At 70.0% G+C, this 1029-nt stretch carries 1 protein-coding gene; it reads right to left on the bottom strand.

The features are described from left to right. Window positions 1–62: 62 nt before the first annotated feature. Window positions 63–1029, bottom strand: a 967-nt coding sequence (locus ACFXKA_RS43425) for a phosphoribosylamine--glycine ligase (RefSeq protein WP_379431973.1), incomplete at its 5' end; no start/stop codon positions are given.

The raw sequence follows: 1029 nt of genomic DNA, 5'->3' as shown, positions 1-1029 counted from the left end.
GTACAGCATTGCGTTCATCAACTCGAAGAGAACGAACGCTTTCCTGCGTGCCATCGGCGTTCTCACTTTCTGGTCGGTACGGTGCCTGCGGTGACGCCCGCTGCCTCGGCGTACGTCACCGTCGTGGCGGCCGGTGCGGCGCCGATGTCGGTGCGGTAGCGCATACCGGGGAAGGAGATGCTCCCGATCCGGTCGTACGCCCGGTCCCGTGCCAGGGCCGGGGTCGCTCCGGTGCCCACGACGTGCAGCACCCGGCCGCCGGCGGTTCTCGGTGTGCCGGTGGCGTCGCGCCGTACGTTCGCGCAGAAGACCGAGACATCGTCCGCGGCGGGCCGGTCGAGGCCGGTCACGGGCTGGTCGACGGCGAAGGGGCCGAACGGCCAGCCGACGGCGGCCTCGGGCGACGCCGGGTCGAGGCAGCCCTGCACGAGCGCGACCGAGCACCGGTCGAGTCCATCGGTGACCAGCTCGTGGTCCGGGAGCTCACCCGCGAGCACCGCCTCGCACAGCAGCGTGAAGTCGCTGCTTACGCCGGGCAGCACCACCTCTGCCTCGGAGTCCCCGAATCTGGCGTTGATCTCGATGGCGACGGGGCCGCGCGGGGTGAGTATGGCCCCCACGTAGACGAAGCCGGTGAAGTCGAGGCCTTCCGCGCGCAGTCCCCGTACCAACGGGTCGATCAGGGCGGCGCGGAGTTCGTCGCGCAGCTCGGGGCTGTCGTTGGGGTGCGGTGCGACCGAGCCCATCCCGTCGCAGTTCTTGCCGGCGTCGCCCTCCAGCGTGCGCTTGTAGTCGAGCGCGGTCGGGAAGAGCATCGCGTGTTCGCCGTCGAGCAGCGCGAACACCGAGATCTCCTGGCCGGTCAGCCGTTCCTCCACGATGAGCGCCAGGGTGTCACCGAACTCCTCGGCGAATCGGTCGACGGCCGCCTCCGCGTCGGCCGTCGAGTCGCACACCACGGATCCGTCCCCGTCGGGTGTCAGTCCGTCGGTCTTCACGACACACTGGTACGGCAGTTGCCGCAGGTAC

It is taken from the genome of Nocardia sp. NPDC059228 (assembly GCF_042754245.1).
GTDB lineage: Bacteria > Actinomycetota > Actinomycetes > Mycobacteriales > Mycobacteriaceae > Nocardia.
Note: the sequence above shows the minus strand (reverse complement) of the source record. Positions and strands in the feature narration are given on the sequence as shown.